General features: G+C 73.1%; 19 protein-coding genes and 1 pseudogene. 18 read left to right on the forward strand and 2 right to left on the reverse strand.

Features of this window, described 5'->3' with window-relative positions; all coding sequences use genetic code 11:
- Nucleotides 1-239: 239 nt before the first annotated feature.
- Nucleotides 240-833, forward strand: coding sequence for a plasmid pRiA4b ORF-3 family protein (locus tag KPF47_RS22850; protein WP_224386178.1), 594 nt, complete (start codon nt 240-242; stop codon nt 831-833).
- Nucleotides 834-864: 31 nt separating this feature from the next.
- Here the strand turns inward: KPF47_RS22850 and KPF47_RS22855 are convergent, their stop codons facing one another.
- Nucleotides 865-1,710 carry an IS5 family transposase gene (locus KPF47_RS22855; RefSeq protein WP_224386179.1) on the reverse strand — a complete coding sequence of 282 codons (846 nt, stop codon included), beginning with the start codon at nt 1,708-1,710 and terminating at the stop codon, nt 865-867.
- Between the two features lie 211 nt (nt 1,711-1,921).
- Between KPF47_RS22855 and KPF47_RS22860 the strand changes: the two are divergent.
- The 13 genes and pseudogenes from KPF47_RS22860 to KPF47_RS22910 form a co-directional block, all read left to right on the forward strand.
- Nucleotides 1,922-2,350: pseudogene (locus KPF47_RS22860) on the forward strand (IS630 family transposase); the annotation flags it as partial.
- A gap of 60 nt (nt 2,351-2,410) precedes the next feature.
- Nucleotides 2,411-3,475 carry an IS630 family transposase gene (locus tag KPF47_RS22865; RefSeq protein ID WP_255659991.1) on the forward strand — a complete coding sequence of 355 codons (1,065 nt, stop codon included), beginning with the start codon at nt 2,411-2,413 and terminating at the stop codon, nt 3,473-3,475.
- A 131-nt stretch (nt 3,476-3,606) separates the two neighbouring features.
- Nucleotides 3,607-3,732 (forward strand): hypothetical protein, encoded by a 126-nt coding sequence (locus KPF47_RS39040; protein WP_255660137.1) that lies wholly within the window; start codon nt 3,607-3,609, stop codon nt 3,730-3,732.
- A gap of 209 nt (nt 3,733-3,941) precedes the next feature.
- Complete coding sequence (locus KPF47_RS22870; protein WP_224390889.1) at nt 3,942-5,036, forward strand: ABC transporter substrate-binding protein; 1,095 nt, start codon at nt 3,942-3,944, stop codon at nt 5,034-5,036.
- Nucleotides 5,037-5,065: 29 nt separating this feature from the next.
- A complete protein-coding gene (locus tag KPF47_RS22875) occupies nt 5,066-5,866 on the forward strand; it encodes an ABC transporter ATP-binding protein (RefSeq protein ID WP_224390890.1) in 801 nt (266 codons plus the stop codon).
- The gene (locus tag KPF47_RS22880) at nt 5,856-6,752 is read left to right on the forward strand and encodes an ABC transporter permease (protein WP_224390891.1); all 897 of its coding nucleotides are present in this window, start codon (nt 5,856-5,858) and stop codon (nt 6,750-6,752) included. Before KPF47_RS22875 ends, KPF47_RS22880 begins: the two co-directional genes overlap by 11 nt.
- 302 nt (nt 6,753-7,054) lie before the next feature.
- Nucleotides 7,055-7,132 (forward strand): putative leader peptide, encoded by a 78-nt coding sequence (locus KPF47_RS41045; RefSeq protein ID WP_368858483.1) that lies wholly within the window; start codon nt 7,055-7,057, stop codon nt 7,130-7,132.
- 305 nt (nt 7,133-7,437) lie between these two features.
- A complete protein-coding gene (locus KPF47_RS22885; protein ID WP_224390892.1) occupies nt 7,438-8,283 on the forward strand; it encodes an ABC transporter permease in 846 nt (281 codons plus the stop codon).
- The gene (locus KPF47_RS22890; RefSeq protein ID WP_224390893.1) at nt 8,256-8,999 is read left to right on the forward strand and encodes an ABC transporter ATP-binding protein; all 744 of its coding nucleotides are present in this window, start codon (nt 8,256-8,258) and stop codon (nt 8,997-8,999) included. Before KPF47_RS22885 ends, KPF47_RS22890 begins: the two co-directional genes overlap by 28 nt.
- Nucleotides 8,996-10,111, forward strand: coding sequence for an LLM class flavin-dependent oxidoreductase (locus tag KPF47_RS22895; RefSeq protein WP_224390894.1), 1,116 nt, complete (start codon nt 8,996-8,998; stop codon nt 10,109-10,111). Before KPF47_RS22890 ends, KPF47_RS22895 begins: the two co-directional genes overlap by 4 nt.
- Nucleotides 10,108-11,193 carry an Rrf2 family transcriptional regulator gene (locus tag KPF47_RS40360; protein ID WP_308015464.1) on the forward strand — a complete coding sequence of 362 codons (1,086 nt, stop codon included), beginning with the start codon at nt 10,108-10,110 and terminating at the stop codon, nt 11,191-11,193. The genes KPF47_RS22895 and KPF47_RS40360 overlap by 4 nt, the downstream gene beginning before the upstream one ends.
- 68 nt (nt 11,194-11,261) lie before the next feature.
- The gene (locus KPF47_RS22905; RefSeq protein WP_075312065.1) at nt 11,262-11,672 is read left to right on the forward strand and encodes a cupin domain-containing protein; all 411 of its coding nucleotides are present in this window, start codon (nt 11,262-11,264) and stop codon (nt 11,670-11,672) included.
- Nucleotides 11,669-12,652: an ABC transporter substrate-binding protein gene (locus tag KPF47_RS22910; protein WP_224390895.1), complete on the forward strand. Its 984-nt coding sequence runs from the start codon at nt 11,669-11,671 to the stop codon at nt 12,650-12,652. The genes KPF47_RS22905 and KPF47_RS22910 overlap by 4 nt, the downstream gene beginning before the upstream one ends.
- A 76-nt stretch (nt 12,653-12,728) precedes the next feature.
- Here KPF47_RS22910 and KPF47_RS22915 read toward each other — a convergent pair whose 3' ends face one another.
- Nucleotides 12,729-13,898 (reverse strand): LLM class flavin-dependent oxidoreductase, encoded by a 1,170-nt coding sequence (locus KPF47_RS22915; RefSeq protein ID WP_224390896.1) that lies wholly within the window; start codon nt 13,896-13,898, stop codon nt 12,729-12,731.
- A gap of 134 nt (nt 13,899-14,032) precedes the next feature.
- Here KPF47_RS22915 and KPF47_RS41050 point away from each other — a divergent pair, with 134 nt between their 5' ends.
- The 4 genes from KPF47_RS41050 to KPF47_RS22930 all read left to right on the forward strand — a co-directional run bounded on the left by KPF47_RS41050 (nt 14,033) and on the right by KPF47_RS22930 (nt 18,488).
- Entirely contained in the window at nt 14,033-14,188 is a 156-nt protein-coding gene (locus KPF47_RS41050; RefSeq protein WP_374108877.1) for a putative leader peptide, read from the forward strand.
- Nucleotides 14,189-14,390: 202 nt separating this feature from the next.
- Nucleotides 14,391-15,614, forward strand: a complete 1,224-nt coding sequence (locus tag KPF47_RS22920; RefSeq protein ID WP_224390897.1) for an acyl-CoA dehydrogenase family protein — start codon at nt 14,391-14,393, stop codon at nt 15,612-15,614.
- Nucleotides 15,611-17,005, forward strand: a complete 1,395-nt coding sequence (locus KPF47_RS22925) for an LLM class flavin-dependent oxidoreductase (RefSeq protein WP_224390898.1) — start codon at nt 15,611-15,613, stop codon at nt 17,003-17,005. The genes KPF47_RS22920 and KPF47_RS22925 overlap by 4 nt, the downstream gene beginning before the upstream one ends.
- 250 nt (nt 17,006-17,255) lie before the next feature.
- Nucleotides 17,256-18,488: an IS110 family transposase gene (locus KPF47_RS22930; protein WP_224389991.1), complete on the forward strand. Its 1,233-nt coding sequence runs from the start codon at nt 17,256-17,258 to the stop codon at nt 18,486-18,488.
- Nucleotides 18,489-18,839: the final 351 nt, after the last annotated feature.

Raw genomic sequence — 18,839 nt, forward strand, 5'->3', positions numbered from 1 at the left:
GTGTCTCTACCAACACCGACACACGGCCACCTCTACTGCCGGACGCTCTAAGAGGTCGTTTCAGAACGACTTGTCGAGTTTCCATTGACCCCTCGACGACAGATCAAACGGCAGGTCAGATAGCCGCTTGTCGTCTACAACAGACACGTCGACCTCGTTCTGAAATGACCTCTAAGACGTCGTTTCAGAAGTGGTGGGCCCGGTTCTGCCGGTGACGGCGGGGCTGGCAGCATCGGCTGATGGTCGCGCCTCGTGTGTCTGAGAAGACGAAGATTTTCGAGTTGGAGATCGTCCTGACCGAGGTGGTGCCGGCGGTCCGGCGTCGGGTGCAGGTGCCGGGCGAGGTCGACTTGGCGGTGTTGCACGAGGTGGTGCAGTCAGTGATGGGCTGGACGAACTCTCATCTGCACGAGTTCGAGATCGTCGGGCGCCGCTACGGGATCCCAGACCCGGACTGGCCCGGACAGGATGTCGCCGACGAGACGAAAGAGAAGCTGTTTCGGCTGGTCAAGGCTGGTGACCGGTTCGGTTACGTCTACGACTTCGGTGACAACTGGGCCCACGAGATCACCGTCGAGGCGGTCGCGGCCGTCGAGCCGGGAGTGTGCTATCCGCGATGCGTCGCCGGGCAGGGGGCGTGCCCGCCCGAGGACGTCGGCGGGATCGGGGGGTATGAGGACTTCCAGGCCGTGCTCGCCGACCCTGACCATCCCGACCGCGCCGAGCGCCTGGAGTGGGCGGGCGGGCCGTTCGACCCGCACCGCTTCGACCCTGACGAGGCCGACCGGGCCTTGGAGTGGCTGGCCTGGCGGCCGCTGGCCCCGACCTCGTAGGCGAGTGCCTCAGCGAGGGCTGGGTCGACCATCACTTCGGCTTCGGCTTCGGCTTGGTGAGGCGGCGGTGGCAGATCAGGGCGCAGGCCAGCGATAACAGCGCGGTGATCGTGGATTCGGCGCGGTCGTAGCGCAGCGCGAGGCGGCGGAAGTCCAGCAGCCAGGACATGGTGCGCTCGACGACCCAGCGGACCCGCCCGAGCCGGGTGGAGTCCTCGATCCCGCGCCGGGCGATCCGCACCCCGATCCCACGCCCACTCAGGTAGCGGCGGCAGCGGGGATAGTCGTAGCCCTTGTCGGCGTGCACCTTGTCCGGCCGACGTCGCGGACGCCCCGGCTGTCCCGCCCGTTCGCGGACGCCGGGGTTGGTGTCCAGCAGCGGGGCGAGCATCCGACTGTCGTGGGTGTTCGCCCCGGTGACCAGCGCATGCAGCGGGAGCCCGCCTCGGTCGCAGAGCACGTGGTACTTGCTGCCCGCCTTCCCGCGATCGGTCGGCGAGGGCCCGGTGGCCTCGCCGCGGCGCTTGGCCCGCACGCTCACGCTGTCCACCGCCGCCCGCGACCAGTCCAGCAGGCCCTGCTGGGCGAGGCGGTCGAGCATCACCCGGTGCAGCTGGGCCCAGACCCCGGCCTGCTGCCACTGCCGTAGCCGCCGCCAGCAGGTCACTCCGGACCCACAGCCGAGCTCGGCGGGCAGCGCGTTCCAGCTGATCCCGGTCTTGAGCACGAACACGATCCCGGCCAGAGCGGCCCGATCCGGCACCCGCGGACGGCCTGTCCGTCCCCGCTTGTGCTTGCGCGGCTTGGGCAGCAGCGGCTCCACCAGCGCCCACAGCTCGTCGCTCACCAATCGCTCGACACAAGATCGCCGCGCCACGACCGGACATGATCAGCTACCAGCGCCGATCCACACAGGACCGACACGCCGACTTCTGAAACGACCTCTAAGAGGTCATTTCAGAACGAGGTCGACGTGTCTGTTGTAGACGACAAGCGGCTATCTGACCTGCCGTTTGATCTGTCGTCGAGGGGTCAATGGAAACTCGACAAGTCGTTCTGAAACGACCTCTAAACCTGTGCAACTCAGGTTAGAGGTCGCGACCGGGCGGGTCGAGCAGGCGTGCCTGCCGCGGCATCGCCATCAGGAGTTCCTGCGGTTCCTCAAGCAGGTCGCGAAGGCCTACCCGCGGCGCAAGCTGCACCTGGTGGTGGACAACTACGCGACCCACAAGCACCCCGCAGTGAAGGCCTGGCTGGCCCGCAACCCGCGGATCACCCTGCACTTCACCCCGACCTCGGGATCGTGGCTGAACATGGTCGAGGTCTTTTTCGGGGTCATCACCCGCCAGGCCATTCGCCACGGCAGCTTCGGCAGCGTCAGAGAACTGATCGGCGCGATCGGCCGGTTCATCGACGGCTGGAACGAACGCTGCCACCCGTTCATCTGGACCAAACCCGCAGACCACCTACTCAACCACTGCCGACCCGGTCAAAGAACATCGTTTACGCGACACTAGTGTTGCGGTAACTAGGTTACTTTACTCACGGGCTGGTTTACGGGATCATGAGCTGTGCCGTTGACTGTGACCGTGGACGTTCCGGCCGCCGACCGCGAGGTGTTGGAGTCCTGGCTGCGTTCCTCGTCGGTTTCGGCGGGACTGGCCCGACGGGGCAGGATCGTGTTGCTGGCCGCGGACGGGGTGGCGGTCAAGGACATCGTCACACTGGTCGGGGCGTCGAAGGCGACGGTGATCGGGTGGAAGAAGCGTTACGCCGCTGAGGGGATCGCCGGGCTGGCCGACCGGCCCAAGGCGGGCCGGCCGCCGGTGATCGACGAGGTCGCGGTCGTGCTCGCCACGCTGGAACCGCCGCCTGAGCGGCTCGGAGTCACGCACTGGTCGTCACGGCTGCTCGGTGCCGAGCTCGGGATCTCCCACGTGTGGATCGGCAAGATTTGGCGGCGGTGGGGGCTGCAGCCGTGGAAGTCCGAGACGTTCAAGTTCTCCACCGATCCCGAGCTCGAAGCCAAGGTCCGCGACATCGTCGGGTTGTATCTGAACCCGCCGGACAAGGCCGTCGTGCTCTGCGTCGACGAGAAATCCCAGGTCCAGGCCCTGGACCGGACAGCGCCGATCCTGCCGATCATGCCCGGTATCCCGGAGAAACGGACGCATGACTACGTCCGTCACGGCACCACCACGCTGTTCGCGGCGTTAGAGGTCGCGACCGGGCGGGTCGAGCAGGCGTGCCTGCCGCGGCATCGCCATCAGGAGTTCCTGCGGTTCCTCAAGCAGGTCGCGAAGGCCTACCCGCGGCGCAAGCTGCACCTGGTGGTGGACAACTACGCGACCCACAAGCACCCCGCAGTGAAGGCCTGGCTGGCCCGCAACCCGCGGATCACCCTGCACTTCACCCCGACCTCGGGATCGTGGCTGAACATGGTCGAGGTCTTTTTCGGGGTCATCACCCGCCAGGCCATTCGCCACGGCAGCTTCGGCAGCGTCAGAGAACTGATCGGCGCGATCGGCCGGTTCATCGACGGCTGGAACGAACGCTGCCACCCGTTCATCTGGACCAAACCCGCAGACCACCTACTCAACCACTGCCGACCCGGTCAAAGAACATCGTTTACGCGACACTAGGTGTCCGGACAACCAGAGGTCGTTCCTGGTTGGTGGACACCGGGTTGTCCGGGGAGGTGACCACCCAGCACCCTGGTCGGGTGACGACGAGCCGGCGGCGACCCTCGCGCCCGCAGCGGTTCGTGCGGGGCGTGACGGAGGCCGTCCACCTGCACCGTGCCCGCACCGCGTGGCACGCCGTCCCGCTGCGCCCGACCGGCCTGGAGCAGTTCTGGCCGAGCCGACGCGCGCCCGCCTACAGCGAACTCTGTCGCTGACCGAGCCGCACCGGTCCCCCTCCTCCCGCGGACGGTAACGCCGCACGCCCGGCGTGCGACGCACCCGCCGGAACCGGGATCGCCCGCCGGACACCACTCCGGCCCGCCACCCGTCCTGTACCCCGGCACGCCGTCCCGGCCGGCCGGTCCCGGCGCGCCGCGGTCGTCCCGACCGCCCGCCGCCCACCACGGAAGGACCCCCTCCCGCGATGTCCCCGCACGTCCTGCGCCCCGGATCCCGGGCGCGCACCGCCGCCGTCCTGCTCGCGTTGCTCACTGCGCTCGGGCTGCTGGCCGGCTGCTCCCGCGCCGAGGAGAGCACCACCGCCGCGGGTGCCACCTCCCCCGCCACCGAGGTCCGCCTCGGCTACTTCCCGAACATCACCCACGCCCCCGCGCTGGTCGGGGTGAAGCAGGGCCTGTTCGCCACCGAGCTGGGGAACACGACGCTCACCACCCAGACCTTCAACGCGGGCCCGGACCAGGTCAACGCCCTGCTCGGTGGGTCGATCGACGTGGCGTTCATCGGCTCCGGGCCGGCGATCAACGCCTTCACCAAGTCGGGCGGCGAGGCCGTGCGCCTGGTCGCCGGCTCCACCTCGGCCGGGGCCCAGCTGGTGACCAGCCCGGACATCACCTCGCCCGAGCAGCTCAAGGGCAAGATCATCGCGACGCCGCAGCTGGGCAACACCCAGGACATCGCGTTCAAGACCTGGCTCAAGGAGAACAACCTCCCGATCGGGGACGGCCCGGACGCGGTGACCGTGCAGAACATCGACAACCCGCAGACCCTCGACCTGTTCAAGCAGGGCAAGCTCGCCGGCGGATGGCTGCCCGAGCCGTGGAGCTCGCGGCTGGTCGACGCCGGGGCGAAGGTCCTGCTCGACGAGAAGTCCCTGTGGCCGGACGGGAAGTTCCCGACCACCGTGGTCATCGTCCGGACCGAGTTCCTGCAGCAGCACCCGCAGACCGTCGAGGCGATCCTGCGCGGCGAGCAGAAGGCCATCGCGTTCATCCGCGACGACCCGGCGCAGGCGAAGACCGTGTCGAACCAGGCCATCGAGGAGATCACCGGCAAGCCGCTGGCCGCGAACATCCTCGACCGCGCCTTCACCGAGCTGTCCTTCGACAGCGACCCGCTGGCCTCGACCTTCCCGCAGCTGGCGAAGGACTCGGTCACGGCGGGCATCGCGCAGAGCGAGGCCGACCTGACCGGCTTCCTCGACCCGACCGCGGTCGACGCGGTCCGGACGAGCTCCGGGGAGGCCGCCGTGGACCCGGCCGGGCTCGCCGCCGCGAACTGACCTTTTCCGATCGACGAGGGGAACCACCGATGACCGTCGACCTGACCAGCCGGCGCCCGCGGACCCGCGACACCGCCGTGGAGCTGTCCGGGGTGGCCAAGACCTTCGGGGCCGGCACCGGGGCGGTGACCGCGCTCAACGGGATCGACCTGCGGGTCGGCGACGGCGAGTTCGTCTGCGTACTCGGCGCGTCCGGCTGCGGCAAGTCGACGCTGCTGAACCTGCTCGCCGGGCTCGACGAGCCGACGTCGGGCGAGGTCGCGGTGGGGTCCGCCCGGCCGTCGTTCATGTTCCAGGAGGCCGCGCTCATGCCGTGGCTGACCGCGCTGCGCAACGTCGAGCTGCCGCTCAAGCTCGCCGGGCACGGCCGGTCGGCCCGGCGGGAGCGGGCCGAGGAGCTGCTCACCCTGGTCCGGCTGGAGGGTGTGGGCGGCAAGCGACCGCACGAACTGTCCGGCGGCATGCGCCAGCGCGTGTCGCTGGCCCGGGCACTGGCCGCCGCGACCGGGCTCGGGGACGAGCACGGCACCGGCGGGCTGCTGCTGATGGACGAGCCGTTCGCCGCGCTCGACGCGATCACCCGCGACGTGCTGCAGGGCGAGCTCCTGCGGGTCTGGCGGGCGACCGGCACGACGATCGTGTTCGTCACCCACGACGTGCGCGAGGCGGTCCGGCTGGCCGAGCGGGTCGTGCTGCTGTCATCGCGCCCCGGCACCGTGGTCCGCGAGTGGGTCGTGCCCGCCGACGGTCACGACGCCGAGGCCCAGGCCGAGCTGCACGACGACATCACCGGACGGTTGCGGCAGGTGATCACCAGCCATGCCGCGTGAGGACTCCTCGATGACGGTCGTCGAGAACGACCGGGACTCCGCCGCCGCGGTCGCCGGGCTCGACGCCCTCGACACCCCGGTCGAGCGCACCACCCCGTGGTGGCAGCGCTTCCTGCGGACCTGGCTGCCGCCGCCCGTCGCCCTCGTCCTGATCGTCGTGGTCTGGCAGATCGTCTGGGCCTCGGCGATCACCCCCGAGTACCGCCTGCCCTCCCCGGGCGCGGTGGCCGAGGCGTTCGGGGAGACCGTCGTCAGCGGCGAGATCTGGTCGATCCTGTGGACCTCGATCAGCCGGGCCGCCCTCGGCTTCCTGCTCGCCCTGGTCATCGCCACCCCGCTCGGGGTGGTGGTCGCCAAGGTGCCGGTGGTGCGCGCGGCGATCGGACCGCTGCTCACCGGGCTGCAGCCGCTGCCGTCGGTGGCGTGGGTCCCGGCCGCGGTGCTGTGGTTCGGGCTGACCAACACCACGATCTTCTTCGTCGTGCTGCTCGGCTCGGTGCCCTCGATCGCCAACGGCCTGGTGGCGGGGATCGACCAGGTGCCGCCGATCCTGCCGCGGGCAGGGCAGGTGCTGGGCGCGACGGGCTACCAGATGGCCCGCTACGTGCTGCTCCCCGCGGCGCTGCCCGGCTACCTCGCAGGCTGCAAGCAGGGCTGGGCGTTCTCCTGGCGCTCGCTGATGGCCGCGGAGATCATCGCCGCCGGTCCGGCACTGGGGGTCGGGCTGGGCGCCTACCTGAAGAACGGCGCCGACGTGAACGACATCGTCCAGGTCTTCGCCGCGATCCTGCTCATCCTCATCGTCGGCATCGGGGTCGAGCTGCTGGTCTTCCGACCCCTGGAGCGACGGGTGCTGCGCGCCCGGGGACTCGCTCTCTCCGTGTGACCCCGCGCCTCCCACCCACCCGCCCCGCACCGCACGAGCCCCGCACCGCACGAGCGGGCCGTTCGTACGAAAGGTTCGTACGAACGGCCCGCTCGTGCGATGCGGTGCGGGGCTCGTGCGCCCGCGACGGCGGCCGGGTGCGGTGACGGGCGCGCGGCCGGAGCCCGGTCGGGTGCCGTGCGTGCCCGGCCGGGCCGGGGTGTCCGGACGTGTTCGGCACCCGTTCCCAGCAGCCGAAACGCCGTGACCCAATCCCAACGCCAAGGGTTGGGTTTCCTCCGCCGGCCGGTTACCGTTCCCCCATGACCGTTCCGGTTCCGCTGACGACACGCGCGCACATCGACCTCGCGCGCGTCGCGTCGGCGCTCTGTCGGTCCTGACCCGGCGTCCCGGCCGCCCCGCGCCCGGGGACGTGACGGCGCACCCACCGCGCACCGGTCCCACCGCACCACGCCCGCCGGGCCACGTCCACCAGCCACGTCCGCCGACCCGGCCGGGGCCTGCGCCGTGCACGTCCGCGGCACCGCACCCCGGCAGGACGCCGGGCCCCGCCGCGCGCACCGTCCGCGCCGGGCCAGCACGTCGAGCACCCGTCGTCCGCGACGTCCTCTCCGCACACCCGACCCGCCCACCGGCCGTCGCCGGCGGGTCGGTCCGGCGTGCCCGCCGACCCCCAGGAGTTCCGATGACGACCACGTCCACCCGGGAACGGGCCCCCGCGGCTCCCGAGGTCGAGACCCTCCGCACCCGCCACACCCGCGGCCCGGACCGGGTCCCCCGCTGGCTGGTCAAGACCGCATCCCCGGTCGTGCTCATCGGGCTGTGGCAGGTGCTGTCGAGCACCGGCGTGCTCCCCCGCGACGTCCTCGCCTCGCCCGCGACCGTCGCGGTCACCGCTGCCGAGATGTGGGCCGACGGCGCGCTGCAGAGCGCGGTGGCGGTGTCGAGCGTGCGGGTGCTGTCCGGCATCGCGATCGGCCTCGTCGCCGCCGTCCTGCTCGCCACCCTGTCCGGGCTGTTCCGCCGCGGCGAGGACGTGATCGACGCGCCCGTGCAGATGCTGCGCACGGTTCCCGTCATCGGGCTCATCCCGCTGCTGATCATCTGGTTCGGCATCGGCGAGGAGCCCAAGATCGCGCTCATCGCGCTCGCCGTGACCTTCCCGCTCTACATGAACCTCTTCGGCGGGATCCGCAACGTCGACGCGACCCTCGTCGAGGCCGCCCGCACGCTGGGACTCGGCTGGTTCGGCCAGGTCCGCCACGTCATCCTGCCGTCGGCGATGCCCCAGTTCCTGGTCGGGCTGCGCTACGCGCTGGGCACCGCGTGGCTCGCCCTGGTCTTCGGCGAGACCATCAACGCCACCTCCGGGATCGGCTACGAGATGAACACCGCCCGGGAGTTCTTCCAGACCGACGTGATCGTCGTCTGCCTCGCGCTCTACGCGGTGCTCGGGCTGGTCGGCGACCTCGTGGTGCGCACCCTGGAGAGGGGGCTGCTGTCATGGCGACCGGCGTTCAGCGGACGGTGAGCACCACCGCGCGACCCGTGTCAGTCCGCGGCCTGGGCCGACACTTCGGTGACCGGGCCGTCCTGACCGACCTCGACCTCGACATCGAGCCCGGTCAGTTCGTGGCGCTGCTCGGCGCCTCGGGCTGCGGCAAGTCCACCCTGCTGCGGATCCTGGCCGACCTCGACAACGACGTCACCGGCGAGGTCACCGTCGCCCGCAGGCGGGCCGTCGGGTTCCAGGCACCACGCCTACTGCCGTGGAAGAAGGTCTGGCGCAACGTCGTGCTCGGCCTGCCCGGGCGCCCCGACCGCGCCCGGGCCGAGGCCGCCCTGGCCGAGGTCGGCCTCGACCACCGCACCGACGTGTGGCCCAAGGTCCTCTCCGGCGGCGAGGCCCAGCGCGCGGCGCTGGCCCGCGCCCTGGTCCGCGACCCGGACCTGCTGCTGCTCGACGAGCCGTTCTCCGCACTCGACGCGCTCACCCGGATCACCGCCCGCGGGCTCGTCGACGAACTCTGGCAGCGCCACCGGTGCGCGGTGCTGCTCGTGACCCACGACGTCGAGGAGGCGCTCGTGCTCGCCGACCGCGTCCTGGTGATGGAGGGCGGCCGGATCGCCCACGACGCACCGGTCGACCTACCCCGCCCCCGCGACGTCACCGACCCCGACTTCCAGCGCATGCGTGCCGATCTGCTCGGCCGCCTCGGCGTGCACCGACCCCAGGAGCGCACATGAGCATCGAGTTCATCGGCATGATCGGGACCCAGGAGGTCTCGGAGATCCTGCCCGCCACCGGACCGGTCCTCGATCCGGCCCTCGTCCGCCGGTTCGCCACCGCCCACGAGGAGGCCGGCTTCGACAAGGTCCTCATCGGCCACTCGTCGTCCACCCCGGACGGGCTGCAGGTCGCCGCGTACGCGGCCGCGCACACCGACCGGCTCGGTTTCCTCGTCGCGCACCGGCCCGGCTTCACCGCCCCCACCCTGGCCGCCCGCCAGTACGCGACGCTGGACCACTTCAGCGGCGGCGGCCGGGTCGCGATACACGTCATCTCCGGGGGCAGCGACACCGACCAGCGCCGCGACGGCGACTGGCTCGGCAAGGACGAGCGCTACGCCCGCACCGACGAGTACCTGTCGGTCGTGCGCCGGGCCTGGACCGAGCGCGAGCCCTTCGACCACACCGGCGAGCACTACCGGGTCGCGGGTGTGGCCCAGGAGATCCGCCCGCTCGGTCCGATCCCGGTGTACTTCGGCGGGTCCTCCGAGGCCGCGTACCGGGTGGGCGGGCGGCACGCCGACGTCTTCGCCCTGTGGGGCGAGCCGCTCGCCGGGACCGCCGAGCAGATCGCCCGGGTGCACGAGGCCGCCCGCGCCGCGGGCCGCACCGACCCGCCCCGGATCAGCGTGTCGTTCCGGCCGATCCTCGGCGACACCGAGGAGCAGGCCTGGGCCCGCGCGCACGACGTACGGGACCGGATCGTCGCCGCCCGCGGCGGTCACGGCTCGTTCACCGGCACCCGGATGCGCGAGCCGGGGGCCCCGGCCAACGTCGGGTCCCAGCGCCTGCTCGCCGCCGCCGAGGCCGGGGAGCTGCACGACCGCTGCCTGTGGACGGCCACCGCGGCGGCCTCCGGCGCGGCCGGGAACTCCACCGCCCTGGTCGGCACCCCGGACACCGTCGCCGCCGCGCTCGCCGACTACGTCGACATCGGCGTCAGCACGCTGCTCATCCGCGGCTACGACCCGATCGACGACGCCCGCCGCTACGGCCGCGAGCTGCTGCCCGCCGTGCGCGCCGAGCTCGCCCGCCGCGGCGCGGCCGCCGGGGTGGGGGTCCCCGCGTGAGCGCACCCGCCACCACCGGCACGGTGTGGACCCCCGAGGGGACCTCGCGGGGCACCGTCGCCGTCCTGACCGGCCGCGGCGAGCACCCCGGCCTCTACGCCCGCCTCGGCAGGCGGCTCGCCGCCGACGGGTGGACCCTCGCCGTGCCCGGCCCCGGTGCCGGGGCCGACGACGTCACCGCCGCGCTGGCCGGCGCGGCCGGGGCCCGGGTGCTGCTCGGGTCCGACACCGGCGCGCTGCGCGCCTGGGAGCTGGCCGGGGCCGTCCGCCCGGACGGGCTCGTGCTGGCCGGGCTGCCCACGGGCGCCCCGGGCGAGCCGCCCGCGGACCGGGCCGGGGAGCTCGACGCCCGGACCGCCTGCCCGGTGCATCGAGGGCTCCTCGAGTCCGACCCCGACTTCGCCTGGGGGGCACTCGCGCAGGCGCCGCCCCCGCCGCCGACCGACCCGCTGCCCGACGCGGCGGTGCTGTGGCTGCACGGCGACGCCGACCCGGTCGCCCCGGTCGCCGGGATCCGGTCGCTGGCCCGCCAGGGCGACGACGTGGCCGTCGTCGTCGACGGGGTGCACGACGTGCTCAACGACCAGTTCCACCGGATCGTCGCCGCGCGGCTCGTGCAGTTCCTCGAACGCCTCGCCAAGGGCGCCCGCTTCGCCGACGAGGCGCCGCCCGCCACGGCGGGGCCCGCCCGGTCGCGCCGCGCCGCGCCGCTGAACGTCTCCGCGCGGCTCGACCACGCGATGCGCGCACTCGCCGAGCTCGTCGCCGCCGACGGTGCGACCGTCACCTGCGACGCGATGGCCCGCGCCCGAGGTGTCCCGCTGAACTCCCTGGTCAACGTGATGCTCGCGCTGCGCCGGGCCGGTCTGGTGACCAGCCGTCGTGGCTGCGAGGGCGGCTACCGGCTGGCCCGCCCGGCCGCGGAGATCACCGTCGCCGACGTCGTGCGCGCCACCGAGGGCTCGATCGCCTCGGTCCGCGGTACCGGCCCGGCCGCCCCGCTGTGGGCGGACCTGGAACGCACCGTCGCGGACTTCCTGACCACCCGCACCCTGACCGCCCTGGAGGGCGATACCCGGTGACCACGCACGCGCACGGGACCGACCCGTTCCACCCCGACCTCGCCCCCACCCCGCCGGACCACGCCCGGGTGCACCTCGTCCGCGGTGCCGACCTGTCCGGCGACACCGCCCAGACCAGCGGCATGTCCCGCCGCGAGGCCGTGAGCGGACGGACCGTCGGCTCCTCGAAGCTCTGGACCGGCGAGACCCACGTCGCCCCCGCCACGAACTCCGGCGACCACCACCACGGCGAGGCCGAGACCTCCATCTACGTCGTCTCCGGCCGACCCCGGTTCGTGTTCCACGACGGCACCGGGGAGGTCGTCCTGCAGACCGAGCCCGGCGACTACGTGTTCGTGCCGCCGTGGGTCCCGCACCGCGAGGAGAACCCCGACCCCGAGGTGCCGGCCGTCGTGGTCATCTCCCGCAGCACGCAGGAGGGGATCGTCGTGAACCTGCCCTCGCTCACCCCGCTCACCGACCCGGAGACCACCCCGTGACCCGCCGTCCGCTGCTCACCCTGCCCGCCCTGCTCGCCGCGCTGGCGCTGCTGCTCACCGGCTGCTCCGGCGCCGCCGACGACGGCCCGGTCGACCTCTCGCAGGTCACGCTGCGGGTCGGCGACCAGGCCGGTATCCAGCAGGCGCTGGTGAACGCCTCCGGCGCCCTCGACGGCGCGCCCTACCGGGTCGAGTGGGCGCAGTTCCCGGCCGCCGCCCCGCTGTTGGAGGCGCTGCGCAGCGAGGCGATCGACGTCGGCGTCGCCGGCGACGCGCCCACCCTGACCGCGCTGTCCTCCACCGACCGCATCAAGATCGTCGAAGCGACCCGCTCCCCGAGCCAGGGCGGGCTGGCGCTGCTCGTGCCGAAGGACTCGCCGATCCGCTCGGTCGCCGACCTGCGCGGGAAGACGATCTCGCCGACCACCCAGGGCAGCATCGGGCACTACCTGCTGCTGCGCGCGCTGGAGGAGGCCGGGGTGCGGCCCGACGAGGTCACCATCTCGTTCCTGCAGCCGGTCGACGCCGCCGCCGCGATGAACTCCGGCGCGATCGACGCCTGGTCGACCTGGGACCCCTACACCGCCGTCGCCCAGCAGGAGTCCGGCGCCCGGGTCCTGCGCGACGCGAAGGGCCTCGGCACCGGGCTGACCTTCCTCGACGCCAACACCGCGGCGCTGGAGGACGCCGGGACCCGCGCGGCCCTGACCGACTTCACCGAGCGCTACGGCCGTGCGCTGCAGTGGGCCCGGGAGAACTCCCGGGAGAACGCCGCGATCTACGCGGAGCTGACCAAGCGGCCCGCGGCCGTGGCCGACCTGATGGCGCAGCGGGCGCTGCGCGACACCCAGCCACTGTCCCCGGAGCTCGTCGCCGAGCTGCAGGGGGTGGCCGACCGCTACTCCGACTACGGTGTGCTGCGCAACCGGGTCGACGTGGCCTCCGCGGTCGAGGACCTGCGCGCCCCGTCCGGCTCCTGACCCGGCCGGACCCGCCCCACCGATCGGTGGGGCGGGTCCGGTCCGTCCTGCCGCGCCACGGCGGGCGCGACGTCGTTCACGTGCGGTGGTCGGCGGCGAACGGCACGGAGCGGGCGGCGTCGTCGACATCGGCGACGCCGTCGGGCGGGGTCCACAGACCGCGCTCGCGCAGCACCGGCACGACCCCTTCGCCCATCCACCACGCCTCCTCAAGGTGCGGGTAGCCGGACAGGACGAACTCGTCGATGCCGGCCTCGTGGTACTCGGCGATCCGGTCCGCGACCTCGGTGTGGCTGCCGACGAGCGCGGTCCCCGCGCCGCCCCGGACCAGGCCGACGCCGGCCCACAGGTTCGGCGCGATCGTCAGCTCCTCGACCGAGGTCTTGACCCCGCCGTGCAGCGCGCGCATCCGGCGCTGGCCCTCCGACTCGCTCGCGGCCAGGCCCGCCTGCACCCCCGCGATGGTCTCGGGGTCGAGCGCGTCGAGGAGCCGGTGCGCCTGCGCCCACGCCTCGGCCGCGGTGTCGCGGGTGATCACGTGCAGCCGGATCCCGAAACGCACGGTGCGCCCGCGGTCGGCGGCGAGCGTGCGGATCCGCTCGATCTTCTCGTGGACCGCCTCGACCGGTTCGCCCCAGGTCAGGTAGACGTCGGCGTGCTCGGCGGCGACCTGGGCCGCGGCCGGGGACGAGCCGCCGAAGTAGACCGGCGGGACCGGGTCGGGCAGCCGCGACAGCGACGCCTGCTCGACCCGGACGTGCTCGCCGTCCAGGTCGACGGTCCCGCCGCGCCACAGCCGGGTGACGACCGAGAGGAACTCCCCGGTGCGGGCGTAGCGGGAGTCCTTGTCGAGGAAGTCGCCGTAGGCCCGCTGCTCACGGGACTCGCCGCCGGTGACGACGTTGAGCAGCAGCCGACCGCCGGAGTGTCGCTGGAAGGTGGCGGCCTGCTGGGCGGCCAGGGTCGGGGAGATCGACCCGGGCCGGAACGCGACGAGGAAGCGCAGGCGCTCGGTGTGCGCGACGAGCATCGCGGTGGTGAGCCACGAGTCCTCGCACCAGGCCCCGGTCGGGGTGAGTACGCCGTCGAACCCGGCCTGTTCGGCGGCCCGGGCGACCGTGGTGAGGTACTCGATCGAGGCGGGCCGGATGGCGCCCGCGGACCCGGTGGCGGTGCCGTGCCCTCCCCCGACGAGGTGACGGCCGTCGCCCATCGTGGGCAGGAACCAGTGCAGGGTGACTCCCATCCGGCTGACGCAACAGGCCCGCACCGGCCGGCGCAAGTCGGTGGCGACGCCGGTCACACCGGCCTCCACAGTGGAGCTTCCAGCTCGCGGGACACGTGTCCGGACGACTCCGCACCGGGCTCCCACCAGGCAGGATGCCGGTGATCCGGATCGCCGGCGTCTTGGGTGGCGACGCCGGTCGCGGCTACCGTGGGGCCGTGACCGGATCGGTGCTGCTGACCACGCGAGGGCATGTCGACCTCGCCCGTGTGGCGTCGGCACTGTGTCCCCGCTCGACCCGGCACCGCTGAGGCCGCACCCCGCCGACCGGTATCCGCTGCGCGCTCGACCACCCGGGACCACGCCGGGCCCGTGCGGCCACGACCCGGTCCCGCCGACCGACCCGCCCGCCGCGGCCGTGTCCGCACGCCCGGTCCGCGCCGACGCCCCGCACCCGACACCACGGCGCCGCCCGCCGTCCCGGCGCGCCACCGCCCCATCGGAAGGATCTCCGTGACCGCCACCTCCCCCCTCCCCACCGGCACCGACGGCCGGGCCCCCTGGACCGACGAGCAGCTCGACGCCGTCTTCGCGCCGGTGTTCGCCCGGATCGCCGAGGGCGCCCTCGCGCGCGAGCAGGGTCGCACCCTGGCCCACGACGAGGTGGCCGCGCTGCGCGCGGAGCGCTTCGGCGCACTGCGGCTGCCCGTGGAGCTCGGCGGCTACGGCGCCACCGTCCGCCAGCAGTTCCGGCTGCTCGTCGACCTCGCGGCCGCCGAGTCGAACCTGCCGCAGGCGCTCCGCGTGCACTGGTGGTACGTCGACGACCTGCTGCTCGCCGCACCGGGCCCCGACCGCGACGCCCGCCTCGCCGCCGTCGCGCAGGGTGGTCTGGTCGGGAACGCGATCACCGAGCCCGGGGTCGGCGCGATCGACCGCTACCGCACCACCCTGACCCCCGACGGCGAGGGCTACCGCCTCGACGGCACCAAGTACTACTCGACCGGAAGCCTGTACGCCGACCAGATCCTGGTCGCCGCCGACCTCGACGGACAGCGGGTGTCGGTGCTCGTCGACGGTGACGCCGACGGCGTCGTGCAGCACGACGACTGGGACGGCTTCGGGCAGCGCCTCACCGCCAGCGGCACCACCGGGTTCCACGGGGTCGCCGTCCCCCGGGAGCGGGTCCTCGGCCCCGGCTACGGCACCGAGGGCCGCGGCTGGGGCACCTCCTACCTGCAGCTCGTGCAGCTCGCCGTGCTCGCCGGGATCGCCCGGCGCGCCACCGACGACGTCAGCGCCTGGGTCCGCGAGCGCACCCGCACCTTCACCCACGCCCCGGCCGACCTGCCCCGCCACGACCCTCTCGTCCAGCAGGTCATCGGGCGGCTGTCCGCGGCCGCCTGGTCCTCGCGCGCCCTGGTCCTGACCATCGCCGAGCAGCTCGACGAGCTGCTCGCCGCGGGCGGTGAGGACCCGGAACTGCTCGACCGGGTGGAGCTCGACGTCGCCCACGCCCAGGCCGCGGTGATCCCGGCGGTGCTCGACGCGACCACGCAGCTGTTCGAGGTCGGCGGCGCCTCGATCACCTCGGAGAGGCTCCGCCTGGACCGGCACTGGCGCAACGCCCGGGTGATCTCGGTGCACAACCCGCTCATCTACAAGCTGCAGTCGGTCGGGGACCACGTGCTCAACGGCACCGACCTGCCCTACGCCTGGAGCGCCGGCACGCGATGACCGACCACCCGCGACGTCTGCACCTCAACGCGTTCGACATGACCTGCGCCGGGCACCAGTCGCCCGGGCTGTGGCGCCACCCCGAGGACCGCTCGCACACCTTCCACGACCTGCGCTACTGGACCGACCTGGCGCAGCTGCTGGAGCGCGGCGGGTTCACCAGCCTGTTCGTCGCCGACGTCGTGGGCCTCTACGACGTCTACCGCGACGGCCCCGAACCAGCGATCCGCGACGGCGTGCAGGTCCCCGTCGGGGACCCGACCCTGGCCGTCTCGGCGATGGCCGCGGTCACCGAGCGGCTCGGCTTCGGGATCACGGTGTCGCTCACCTACGAGAAGCCCTACGCACTCGCGCGGCGGTTCTCCACCCTGGACCACTACACCCGGGGCCGGGTCGCGTGGAACGTCGTCACCTCCTACCTGGAGTCCGCGGCCCGCAACCTGGGCCTGGAGAAGCAGGTGCCGCACGACCGGCGCTACGACGTCGCCGACGAGTTCATGGAGGTCTGCCACCAGCTGTGGGAGGCCTCCTGGGACGACGACGCCGTGCTGCTCGACCGGGACAAGGGCGTCTACACCGATCCGGCGAAGGTCCGGCCGATCGCCCACCACGGCGAGTTCTTCGACGTCCCCGGGATCGGTCTGACCGAGCCCTCGCCGCAGCGCACTCCGACGATCTTCCAGGCAGGCGCCTCCGCGCGCGGCACGACGTTCGCCGCCCGGCACGCCGAGGGCGTCTTCGTCATCTCCCCGACCCCGGAGACCCTGGCGCCGCGGGTCGCCGAGCTGCGCAGGCAGACCGGCGAGCAGGGCCGCGACCCCCGTGCGGTGAAGGTCTTCACGATGGTCACCGTGGTCACCGGCGCCACCGACGAGCAGGCCCGCGAGCGCTACGCCGATCTCGCGCAGTACGTCAGCCTGGAGGGCGCGCTCACCCTCTACGGCGGCTGGTCCGGCCTCGATCTGTCCACTATGGACCCCGACGAGCCGCTGCGCTTCGCCGAGACCGAGGCCATCCGCAGCGCGGTCGAGCTGTTCACCACCGCCGACCCGACGCGGGAGTGGACGCCGCGGGCGATCGCCGAGCACATCGGGATCGGCGGGATGGGAGCCGTCGTCGTGGGCGGCCCGCGGACGGTCGCCGACGAGCTGGAGCGCTGGGCCGAGGTCGCCGACGTCGACGGCTTCAACCTCGCCTACGCGGTCACCCCCGGCACCTTCGCCGACGTCGTGGAGCACGTGGTGCCCGAGCTGCGGCGGCGCGGGGTCCTCGCCGAGGCCCCGGAGGGCGCGACCCTGCGCGAGCACCTGCAGGGTCCGGGGCAGGCCCGGGTCCGCGCCGACCACCCCGCCGCGGTCCACGCGCGGCGCCGCGGCGCCGACCCCGCCTGACCCGGCTCCCCTCCCCGGCCCGCGGTCCCGCCCCCGTTACTTTCTTGATCAAGCCCGCTGAGGGCTTGCAGGCCGCCGGCCGCGGTATGACTGACTGCCCCTGTCGCCCGATGATCTGGGGGGTGTTGTCGCCGTGGCCGGAGGGCGCCAACGACCGCTGATAGAGACCTGACCCGTGTGGTCTGCTCGTAACGTGGCTGCCGGCGCGGGTGCTCGTGGTCGGCCTGCCGCGACGAGAAGGGAGCGGCGGTTGCCCGATCCTGACCAGCACCCGACCGGGTTCGCGGTGTTCTGCGGCCCGGACGTGGGCAAGTCCGAACACCACGCCTGCGCGGTCGACACCAACGGGAAGCGGGTGCACGACAAGGCCCTGCCCAACGACGAATCGGCGCTGCGCACCGTGCTGTCCGGGCTGGCCGAGCACGGCGCGGTGCTGATGGTCATCGACCAGCCCGCCTCGATCGGAGCGCTGGCCATCGCCGTCGCTCGTGATCTGGGGATCACGGTGGCCTACCTGCCCGGGCTGGCGATGCGCCGCATCGCCGACCTGCATCCCGGGCAGGCCAAGACCGACGCCCGCGACGCCCACGTGATCGCCGAGGCCGCCCGGACGATGCCGCACACCCTGCGCCGGGTCGGCACCGACGACGAGACCCTCGCCGAACTCACTGTGCTCGCCGGTTACGACGATGACCTGGCTGGGCAGAGCACCCGGCTGACGAACCGGCTGCGCGACGCCCTGCTGCATGTTCATCCCGCCCTGGAACGCCTGCTCGGGCCACGCCTGGACCGCGGTGGCGTGCTCGACCTGCTCGCGGCCGCGCCCACCCCGCAAGCCCTGCGAGAGCTCGGCGCTGACGGGATCGCCGAGACGATGCGGGCCCGGTCGCCTCGACTGGCCCGCACCCTTCCCGCCCAGATCCTGACCTCGCTCGACGCCCAGAGCCTGACCGTTCCCGGCACGGCCGCGTTCGCCCGTGTCATCACCGGCGTCGCCGGGCAGCTGCGCCAGGTCCACACCGAACGCGACCAGCTCGCCGACGAGCTCGAAGCCCGCCTGGAGGCCCACCCTCTTGGACCGGTCCTGACCTCGATGCCCGGACTCGGGGTCAGGACCGCCATCAAGATCCTCACCATCGTCGGCGACGGCTCCGGGTTCCCCACCGCCGGGCACCTCGCCGCTTACGCCGGCCTCGCCCCAGTCACCCGCCGCTCCGGCACCTCGATCAAAGGCGAAACCCGATCCCAGCGCGGCAACCACGCCCTGAAATCCGCGCTGTTCCTGTCCGCATTCGCCGCCCTGGCCGACCCCGCCAGCCGCGCCTACTACGACCGCAAACGAGCCGCCGGCAAACGACACAACGCCGCCCTGATCTGCCTCGCCCGACGCCGCACCGACGTCATCTACGCCATGCTCCGCGACCGCCGCCCCTACAACCCGCCCACGGTCAACAACCCCGATCCAGAACTCGCCGCCGCTTGACGAACCCATAGAGACACCCCCCGGCCCCACGGTCGCCGGGGTCACGCACACCCGGTCCGGAGGCACCCGACCCGGGCCGGGTGGACGGGCCGGGCCGGCGCCGGCGCTCCCGCCCGGCGGGACGGGACCCCGCGCTGTCCGGACCCCCAGCGCCGACCGTCCACCGGCTGGACGGGGAACCGGCGATGCTTGCCGACCGCGGTGCGGGTCGGTCACGATCGCTCCCGTGACCGGAACCGCGCGCCTCGTCGCGCGCCTGCACGTGGACCTGGGTCGTACCCGCTCCGCGCTCTGTCGCTGACCCGGTCCCCCTCGGCCCGCGCGGTGTCGCCCCGCGGGCCGGTCACGACG

It is taken from the genome of Pseudonocardia sp. ICBG1293 (genome assembly GCF_020131355.1).
In the GTDB taxonomy this organism is placed as follows: Bacteria; Actinomycetota; Actinomycetes; order Mycobacteriales; family Pseudonocardiaceae; genus Pseudonocardia.

What these genes read in the sequence shown, in the direction of transcription:
- KPF47_RS22915 (WP_224390896.1), bottom strand. Translation starts at nt 13,898, where the DNA reads ATGGGAGTCACCCTGCACTGGTTCCTGCCCACGATGGGCGACGGCCGT.
- KPF47_RS22890 (WP_224390893.1), top strand. Translation starts at nt 8,256, where the DNA reads ATGGCGACCGGCGTTCAGCGGACGGTGAGCACCACCGCGCGACCCGTG.
- KPF47_RS22850 (WP_224386178.1), top strand. Translation starts at nt 240, where the DNA reads ATGGTCGCGCCTCGTGTGTCTGAGAAGACGAAGATTTTCGAGTTGGAG.
- KPF47_RS41050 (WP_374108877.1), top strand. Translation starts at nt 14,033, where the DNA reads ATGCCGGTGATCCGGATCGCCGGCGTCTTGGGTGGCGACGCCGGTCGC.
- KPF47_RS22895 (WP_224390894.1), top strand. Translation starts at nt 8,996, where the DNA reads ATGAGCATCGAGTTCATCGGCATGATCGGGACCCAGGAGGTCTCGGAG.
- KPF47_RS22875 (WP_224390890.1), top strand. Translation starts at nt 5,066, where the DNA reads ATGACCGTCGACCTGACCAGCCGGCGCCCGCGGACCCGCGACACCGCC.
- KPF47_RS22925 (WP_224390898.1), top strand. Translation starts at nt 15,611, where the DNA reads ATGACCGACCACCCGCGACGTCTGCACCTCAACGCGTTCGACATGACC.
- KPF47_RS22880 (WP_224390891.1), top strand. Translation starts at nt 5,856, where the DNA reads ATGCCGCGTGAGGACTCCTCGATGACGGTCGTCGAGAACGACCGGGAC.
- KPF47_RS41045 (WP_368858483.1), top strand. Translation starts at nt 7,055, where the DNA reads ATGACCGTTCCGGTTCCGCTGACGACACGCGCGCACATCGACCTCGCG.
- KPF47_RS22870 (WP_224390889.1), top strand. Translation starts at nt 3,942, where the DNA reads ATGTCCCCGCACGTCCTGCGCCCCGGATCCCGGGCGCGCACCGCCGCC.
- KPF47_RS22885 (WP_224390892.1), top strand. Translation starts at nt 7,438, where the DNA reads ATGACGACCACGTCCACCCGGGAACGGGCCCCCGCGGCTCCCGAGGTC.